Origin of the sequence: Streptomyces sp. NPDC059456, from assembly GCF_042750055.1 — a bacterium.
Classification (GTDB): domain Bacteria; phylum Actinomycetota; class Actinomycetes; order Streptomycetales; family Streptomycetaceae; genus Streptomyces.
Window position 1 is genome coordinate 1 of record NZ_JBHYVA010000413.1, and the last position, 7587, is coordinate 7587.

6 protein-coding genes and 1 pseudogene are annotated in these 7587 nt (G+C 73.0%); all 7 read right to left on the reverse strand.

What is annotated here, in order from left to right; all coding sequences use genetic code 11:
- Positions 1–245 (reverse strand): SidA/IucD/PvdA family monooxygenase (locus ACFXA3_RS28635; RefSeq protein ID WP_385191386.1); only part of this gene is annotated, 245 nt, incomplete at its 3' end.
- Positions 242–1519: an ATP-grasp domain-containing protein gene (locus tag ACFXA3_RS28640; RefSeq protein ID WP_385191387.1), complete on the reverse strand. Its 1278-nt coding sequence runs from the start codon at positions 1517–1519 to the stop codon at positions 242–244. The genes ACFXA3_RS28640 and ACFXA3_RS28635, both read right to left, overlap by 4 nt.
- A complete protein-coding gene (locus ACFXA3_RS28645) occupies positions 1516–2865 on the reverse strand; it encodes an MFS transporter (RefSeq protein ID WP_385191389.1) in 1350 nt (449 codons plus the stop codon). Before ACFXA3_RS28645 ends, ACFXA3_RS28640 begins: the two co-directional genes overlap by 4 nt.
- On the reverse strand, positions 2862–3944 hold the full coding sequence (locus tag ACFXA3_RS28650) for an NAD(P)/FAD-dependent oxidoreductase (protein ID WP_385191390.1): 1083 nt from the start codon (positions 3942–3944) through the stop codon (positions 2862–2864). The genes ACFXA3_RS28645 and ACFXA3_RS28650 overlap by 4 nt, the downstream gene beginning before the upstream one ends.
- Positions 3941–5476 (reverse strand): class I tRNA ligase family protein, encoded by a 1536-nt coding sequence (locus ACFXA3_RS28655; RefSeq protein WP_385191391.1) that lies wholly within the window; start codon positions 5474–5476, stop codon positions 3941–3943. The genes ACFXA3_RS28650 and ACFXA3_RS28655 overlap by 4 nt, the downstream gene beginning before the upstream one ends.
- Complete coding sequence (locus tag ACFXA3_RS28660; protein WP_385191392.1) at positions 5476–6756, reverse strand: lysine N(6)-hydroxylase/L-ornithine N(5)-oxygenase family protein; 1281 nt, start codon at positions 6754–6756, stop codon at positions 5476–5478. Before ACFXA3_RS28660 ends, ACFXA3_RS28655 begins: the two co-directional genes overlap by 1 nt.
- Before the next feature lie 137 nt (positions 6757–6893).
- Positions 6894–7587 (reverse strand): annotated as a pseudogene (locus tag ACFXA3_RS28665) (MFS transporter); the annotation flags it as partial.

A 7587-nucleotide genomic window follows, 5' to 3' on the forward strand; every position in this document is an offset into this window, starting at 1 on the left:
AGGAAGTTGAGGAACGTGAACCTGCTGGACGGATTGCGCAGCGTCACCAGGTCCTTCAGGAACGACACCTGGCTGCGCGCCCACGGCATCAGCAGGTCCCGCTGCCATTTGATGTCCGGGCTCTGCTCCAGCAGCAGGGTTCCGTCGGCCAGTTCGGGCGAGCCCGACTCCTCGATGGCCACGGCGAGTGCCAGATTCGCCGGCCCCGCACCGATCGCCAGTACACCGACCTCGCGCACGGTCACGCTTCCTCCTCGATGTCGATCCGGATCCTGTCCGCGGCGGCATCGGCCCGCCGCAGTGCCTCGGCGGAACTGTCCGCGGTGGCCATGACGATTCCCGCCCGGTCCCAGGAGTGGCGCAGGCCGGTGAACCGGTCGCCCGGCTCGGCGGTGACCACGGCCAGGAACACGCCGTCGGCCTGCCGGGCCTCCTCCACGCCGTGGACGGCCGTGACCCGGCCCGGCCCGGTGGCGAGGAACCGTACGGCCGCTCCGCCCTTGGCCCGGCGGGGCAGTGGGGCCGGCGGCTCCTCGCCCTTCATCACGGCGTAGTAGCTGCGCATCAGCTGCACCGGGTAGGCGAGCTGGATGGTGTCGACGATGCCGCCGCCGGCGAGCCGGCCCGCGCATTCCACGAGGTACGGGACACCGTCGGAGACGATCCATTCGCAGTGCACGATCCCGTCGCGGAACCCGACGGCCCGGACCACGCGTTCCGTCTGCCCGGCGAGGGTCTGCGCGAGGCCCTGAGGGATGTCCGCCGGCACGGTGTGCGCCCTCTCGACCGGGTGCGGGCCGGGGAACAGCTGTTTGCCGGTGACGTTGACGAACAGCGAGCGGCCCTCGCGGACGAGCATCTCGACGCTGAACTCGGGTCCTTCCACGTACTGTTCGGCGAGCATGGAGCGTTCCATGGGCCGGTCGGGCACGAAGACGCCCTCGTCCTGGTCGAGACAGTCCGCCCAGGCCTGTTCGGCCTCGGCCGGGTCGCGGATCACCCGGACGCCGACGGCGGCCTGCCGGTTGGCGGGCTTGAGCACGACGGGTCCGCCCCGCTCGCGCTGGAAGTCCCGCACGCCGGACGGGCCGTCCACGCGGACACCGGCCGGGTTGGCGATGCCGGCCGCGGCGCTGACCTGCCGCAGCAGGGCCTTGTCGCGCAGGATCCGGGCGGCTCCCAGGCCGGAGCCGGGCAGGCCGTAGCGTTCCGCGAGACGGGCGGCGAACGGGGTCGCGTACTCGATCGCCGGGATGACCGCGACGGGGGCCAGGTCCGGGTGGGCGTTGTGGAACTCGTCGGCCTTGCCGTCGAGGTGGTACTCCCACTCGATCAGGCCGCGGACGAACGCGACCCCGTCGAGCTGCTCGCGCACGTGCCGCTTGCGGACGACGTCGGGCTCCTCGACGTAGATCACCGATCCGTCCGGCTGGAACTCGCCGATCGCGGCGAGCGTGACGCCGACGAACCCCACGATCAGGACCGGCCCGGTGGCCGTCGCGCGCTGCCGCCCGGTCACGAGGTGCCTCCGACGGCTTCGGGCTCGCCTTCGGTACGGGGCTCCGCACCCTTGGCGGGGCCCGGTTCGGGGGGCTGTTTCACCCCGGCCAGGGCGAACAGCCCGGCCACGGCGGTCACGATCCCGCACAGCAGCCAGAAGCCGCCGCCGAGCCGGGTCCACAGGTAGACGCCGAACAGCGGCGCGAGGGCGGAGGCCGCTCCGCCGACGGCCTGCATGGTGCCGATGTAGCGGGCCTTGACCGCCGCGGGGAACGTCGCCGGGTGGGCGAACATGCTCGGCGCGGCGATCATGATCCCGCAGACGACCAGGACCGCGCCGGTGATGGTGAACGCGCCCGACCGGGGGGAGAGTGCGTAGACCGCGAGGCCGACGGCCTCGACGAGGTGGCCGCTGATCACCCGGACGTGCTTGGGCAGCCGGCTGAGATAGGCCGTGATCTTGAGTTCGCAGGTGATCAGGACGACCGAGGAGACCGTGAGCACGGTGCTGTAGAAGCCGGTCGGGTAGTGGTCCTCGGCGAGCTCCAGCGGCAGGGCGATGTGGCCCTGTGCGTAGGTGAGCGAGCCGAGCAGGATGGCGCCCAGGTAGAGCAGGTACTTCCGGTCGCGGAGCATGGTGGCGTACGCCGAGCGGCCGTCCGCGGCCGCGGCGGCAGCGGTGTCCGCTTCGGCCTGCGCCGCCGCGGCCTCGTCCGCCGTGCCGTCCGGGGCGCCGTCCGCGCCCTGACCCTCCTCCTGGGCGGGGTCCGCGGCCTTCTTGGGGAGCAGGGCGAAGGCCAGCAGCGCGTAGACGAGGGCGGTCGCGCCGTCGATCCAGAACAGCAGGTCCCAGTCGACCAGGATGACGACCGCCGCGATGAGCGGGGCCAGGGCGGCGCCGATGTTCAGCGCGATCCGCATCATCGAGAACGCCATGACCTGGTACCGGTCCGGCATCAGGTCGCTGAGCAGCACGGCGGCCGCCGGCCGGTACGCCTGGGTGAACAGGCCCGCGAGCCCGACCACGGCGAGCAGCGGCCACAGCGTGCCCGGCCCGCTCAGCCAGGAGATCGAGGCCACCAGCGGGGCCGAGGCGGCCATGGCCACCATGATGGTGGTCCGCGGGCCGGACCGGTGGGTGATCTCGGCGCCCAGCATCGTCCCGAAGATCGATCCGATGCTGTAGGCGACGAGCGCCAGGCCCGCCGCGCTGACCGAGGCTCCCCGGTAGGTCAGGTACAGCACGAGGAACGTCTGCACGAACGCGCCGAGTTGGTTGACGAGTACGCCGCCGAGGAGATAGCGGACGGGTGCGGGAGTCGCCTTCAGCGCGTCGAACACCCGGACCGGAGCTTCGTCCGTCATGCCGCCCCTTCCCTCAAGACATCGACGATGCGGTCCGCGACGAGCGGTGCCGCACTGAATCCGGAGCCGCCGCACGCCGCCCGTGCCCAGAGCGCGGGTCCCACGCGGGCGAGCGACGGGCCGCCGGTGTCCGCGGCGGCCGTGTAGTGGCACGGCTTCACGGCGGCCACGGTGTAGCGGTGCAGTCCGGTCACCGGCGCTGCGGCGGCCAGCCGCTCGGCCCAGGGCGCCTGGTCCTCGGCTTCGCCGTCCGCGGTGGTGTCCACCGCGCGGCAGACCGCGTCGGAGCTGATCTTCAGGAGGGTGCCCGCTCCGGGCGGCACCGCCCAGGCCCGGCCGTCGGCCCCGAGGCCCCCGGCCGCCGGTGCGTGCTCCCACCACCGCGCCGCGTCCGCCGGCGGGCGCAGGTAGACCACGGTCTGGCGGTGCAGGACGACCGGCGGCCCGGCGAGTTCGCGGGTCCACGGGCCGGCCGCGAGCAGGACCAGGTCGGCGCCCAGGCTCTCCCCGTCGGCCACCCGGACCGTGCCGGAGTCGGCGTCGACCCCGGTCACCGCGGAGTACGGGCGCAGCGTCACCGCCGGATGCCCGGCGAGCCAGCGGGCCGCGGCGTGCAGGACCCGTTCGGCGAGCAGCACCCAGGCCGCCTCGTCCCGTACGCCGACCGTGTCCGGCGGGAACTCCAAGTGCGGCAGCTCCCGCGGTTCCACGGTGCGTACGCGGACCCCGGCTTCGGCGGCCGGTGCGGTCAGCGCGGCGAGCCGCTCCCGGGGCCAGGCGGTGACCACGCCGACCGGGCGGTGGAGGCGGGTTCCGAGCAGGGCCTCCAGTTCCCCCCAGCGGTGGCGGGCGGCGGCCATCCGCCGGGTGGCGTCCGCGTCGTCGGGGCTGAGCGTACGGATGACCCGGTGCTGGTCGAAGGAGCTGGACCGCGGGTTCGGGACCGGGCCCCGGTCGAGCACGGTCACGTGGTGGCCCGCGCGCGCACACTGCACGGCGGTCAGCAGCCCGGTGACGCCCGCCCCCACGATCAGCACCGCGGCCGCGGACCGCGGCCGGGCGGTGGCCGGCGGGCTCACCGGCCCGGCTCCGCCAGGCGCGGCAGCCGTGCGGGGGTGAACTGCGTGGCGTGCGGCCCGGCGGGGATCGAGCGGTCCGGGAGGGCCTGGCCGGCGAGGTCGATCAGGATCGGCGCGGCGCAGCGCAGGAACACGTCGACCTCGTGGCAGAAGTCGCCGGCGTCGGCGGGTCCCGGCTCCCACCGGTCCAGCCGGGCGAGCTGCTCGGTCAGGGTGAAGGCGGCGGCGGTCAGGCTGAACCGGCGCACGTCGCAGGCGGCGGCGAAGCGCTCCAGGAGGCGGGCGGCCGCCTCCCCGGACCGTTCGGACACCGGCAGCGGCCCGCGGCCGACCCAGCGGTCGACCTCGTCGGCGATCCGGTTCCACGGCCGGACGAGCCGTTCGCCGGTCACGCGCGCCAGTGCCTCGCGGGTGAAGTTGGTGCGCTGGAAGTCCGGTCCGGTCGCCGCGAGGTAGAACCGGATGAGGTCCCTGGGCACTTCGGCGGCCAGCTCCCGGCCCGAGACGACGTGGCCGCGGCTGGTGGAGAACTTGTCGTGGTCCAGCTCGTAGAACTCGTTGGTGACGAAGTGTTCGGGCAGGGTGTAGCCGCCCAGCGCCTCCAGCATGGCCGCGCCGACGACCGCGAAGGCGAAGCCGGCGTCGGACCCGAAGAAGTACACCACCTTGCTGCCGGCTTCGGAGAACCACAACTCGTCCTCGGCGGACAGCACTTCGCCGCGTTCCTCGGCGGCCAGCGCGGTGGCGTGCATGCTCCACGCGATGGTCTCGGCGTCCGCGTAGAGCACCTGGCCGGCGACCTCCGGGAAGGGTGCGGGGATGCCCCAGGCGATGGGCAGCGTGATCGGGTAGTCGGGGAGCGGCCGGGCGAGGATCTCCTCGGTCATCTGCGCCAGGCGCGGGCGCATCGTCGCGCTCTGCCGGGCGAAGTAGGCGGTGAGCGCCTCGCGGTGGTCTTCCAGGGGCAGCACGAGAACCTGCTGTTCGCGCAGTTCGACCGGGTCCTCGGGGTGCAGGGTGGAGCGCGGGCCGATCAGGTCGCCGGACGCGATCCAGTGCCCGCAGTTCTCGCAGAGCCCGGCGCATCCGTCGGCGAGGCACACCGGGCAGCCGCCGCGTACGTAGGCGTCGGTGAGGTACTCGCCGGTGCGCGGGGCGTACGGGAACGGGAGGGACTTGAGCCGCAGCGCCCCGCTGCCGTGCAGGCGCTCGAAGAAGGTGCGGACGGTTTTGACGTACCGGTCGCCGAACCGGACGAAGCCGTCCGGCGCGATGCCCATGGCCGTCAGGGTCTCCTCCACCTGCCCGGCCGACCGGACGCGCAGGTCTTCCGGCGGCACGCCCAGTCTGCGGGCGGTGGTCACGATGTAGTTCTGGGTGAAGTGCACGCCCGTGCCGAACAGCACGTCGTGACCGGCGGCGCGGGCGTACCGCGCGCACACGTCGGCGGCGAGGAAGGGGCCGGCCAGGTGGCCGAGGTGCAGATCGCCGTTCGCGGTGGGCCCGGGGGCGATGACCAGGGTCCGTTCCATCAGACGCTCCTCGATTCGGTTCCGGCGCGGCGGGCGAGCAGGTCGGCGAGGATGTCCCGGGAGCGGTGGGCGAGGACGCTGATGAGGGAGTCGGCGATGCCGTGGGTCTCCTCGTTGACGCCCTGGAGGTAGACGGCGCCCCGGGCCGAGTCGCCGAGCTCCACCCGGTGGGCACGGCTGACAGTGACCTCGTCGATGCCGACGCGGGCCGCCAGCTCCCGTACCAGGGCCGGCTTGCGCGGGTCGAAGCCGGTGCCGAGCAGCACCAGGTCGCAGCGCAGCGGTTCGGTCTTGCCGCTCATCCGGTCCCGCAGCTCCAGGACCACCTCCCCGTCCTCGACCCGGGCGGCGACGACCTCGGTCAGGGCGCGGACCTCGGAGCGCCGGGGGCCCAGCGCCTTCTGCCGGTAGAGCATCGTGTACAGCTCGTCGAGGAACGGCGGCGCGAGACCCGCGTAATTCGTGAACCGCATCTCGTCGAGGAGCTGCGCGCGGACCTCCGCCGGACTGTCGTAGAACTCGTCCACGAACGACGGGAAGAACAATTCGTTCACGAACTTGCTCGTCTGGTAATTCTGCAGGCCGATCGACCGGACGAGCATCGTCACCCGGCTCTGCGGAAGGTTCTCGTGCAGGGCGTAGAACATTTCCGCCGCGCTCTGCGCCCCGCCCACCACCACCGCCCGGACCGGTTCGTCCTTCGGGATGTCCGCGATCCGGGTCCGGTACTGCGCGCTGTGAATCAGCCGGTCGTCGGGCAGGGAGGAAAACACCTCCGGGACCCGCGGGTCACGGCCGCCGCCGACCACCAGATCGCGACAGCGGATCTCGTCCCCGTCGGTGAGCAGGACGCTCCAGCCGGACACCGATCCGTCGGCTCCGCACACCGGGTCGACCTGCGCCGCCCGTGCGCCGTAGCGGATCTCCACCCTCTCGAGCGACGCTGCGACCCACTGGAGGTAGTCCGAGAACTCCCACCGGTAGGGGTGGAACGTACCCAGGTTCACGAACTCGTCCAGACGGCCCTGCTCGTGCAGGAAGTTGAGGAACGTGAACCTGCTGGACGGATTGCGCAGCGTCACCAGGTCCTTCAGGAACGACACCTGGCTGCGCGCCCACGGCATCAGCAGATCGCGCTGCCATTTGATGTCCGGGCCCTGCTCCAACAACAGGGTTCCGTCCGCCAATTCGGCGGAGCCGGACTCCTCGATGGCCACCGCGAGCGCCAAATTCGCCGGCCCCGCACCGATCGCCAGAACACCGACCTCCCGAACAGCCACGCTTCCCCCTCGCACAGTGATCCCAGTCGCGGACAGGCAGTAGCGAGGCTAGATTTCCGCCGTTCCCGGGAGATAGGGGAACTTGTCCCTTCGACTGGGGAATCTGGTCGGGGAAGTGCGGGGCGGGAAGCGGGATCTCAGGACACCGGGGCGGGATCGCCGCCCGCCCGGGTGGGGGCGCCGGCCGGCGCGGCGTCCACCGCCCCCGCGCTCTCGCCGGCCTCCGCGGCCTCCATGGCGGCCAGCCGCCGCAGCGCGCACCGCCGCTGGACGACGGCCACGCCCGCGACCGCGGCGCCGAGCGCCAGCCAGCCCGCAGGCCCGGCCGTCATCACGGCCCCGGTCAGCAGGACCGGCCCGGCCGACTTCTGTACGGACTGGGACATGCCCGCCACACCCAGGTACGAGGCCCTCGCCTCCCGGGGGGCGAGGGAGACGGCCAGCTCCCAGGAGCTCACCGAACGCAGCAGCTCGGCGGCCGTGACGAGCCCGGCCGCGGCCAGCAGGGTGATCGAGGCGGCCCAGGCGCCGTGCTCGGGGGTGAGGGCGATGAGCGCGCAGCAGCCGAACAGCACCAGCCCGTACAGCCGGGCGGCCGCGGCGGCCTGACGCGGCCGGCGGACCCGTGCGGACACGGTCATCTGCAGGACCACGACGAGCACGGTGTTGAGGAAGAGGAAGGCCGGGACCACGGCGTGCGGCGCGTCGGTGCGGCCCACCAGCCACAGGGGCAGCCCGACCCCCAGGATCGAGTCGTCCAGGCACAGCGGGATGTCCAGGAGCGCGAACCGCAGATAGCCGCGGTCCCGCCACGGGCTCGGGGCCGCCGGC

What these genes read in the sequence shown, in the direction of transcription:
- ACFXA3_RS28645 (WP_385191389.1), bottom strand. Translation starts at nt 2,865, where the DNA reads ATGACGGACGAAGCTCCGGTCCGGGTGTTCGACGCGCTGAAGGCGACT.
- ACFXA3_RS28655 (WP_385191391.1), bottom strand. Translation starts at nt 5,476, where the DNA reads ATGGAACGGACCCTGGTCATCGCCCCCGGGCCCACCGCGAACGGCGAT.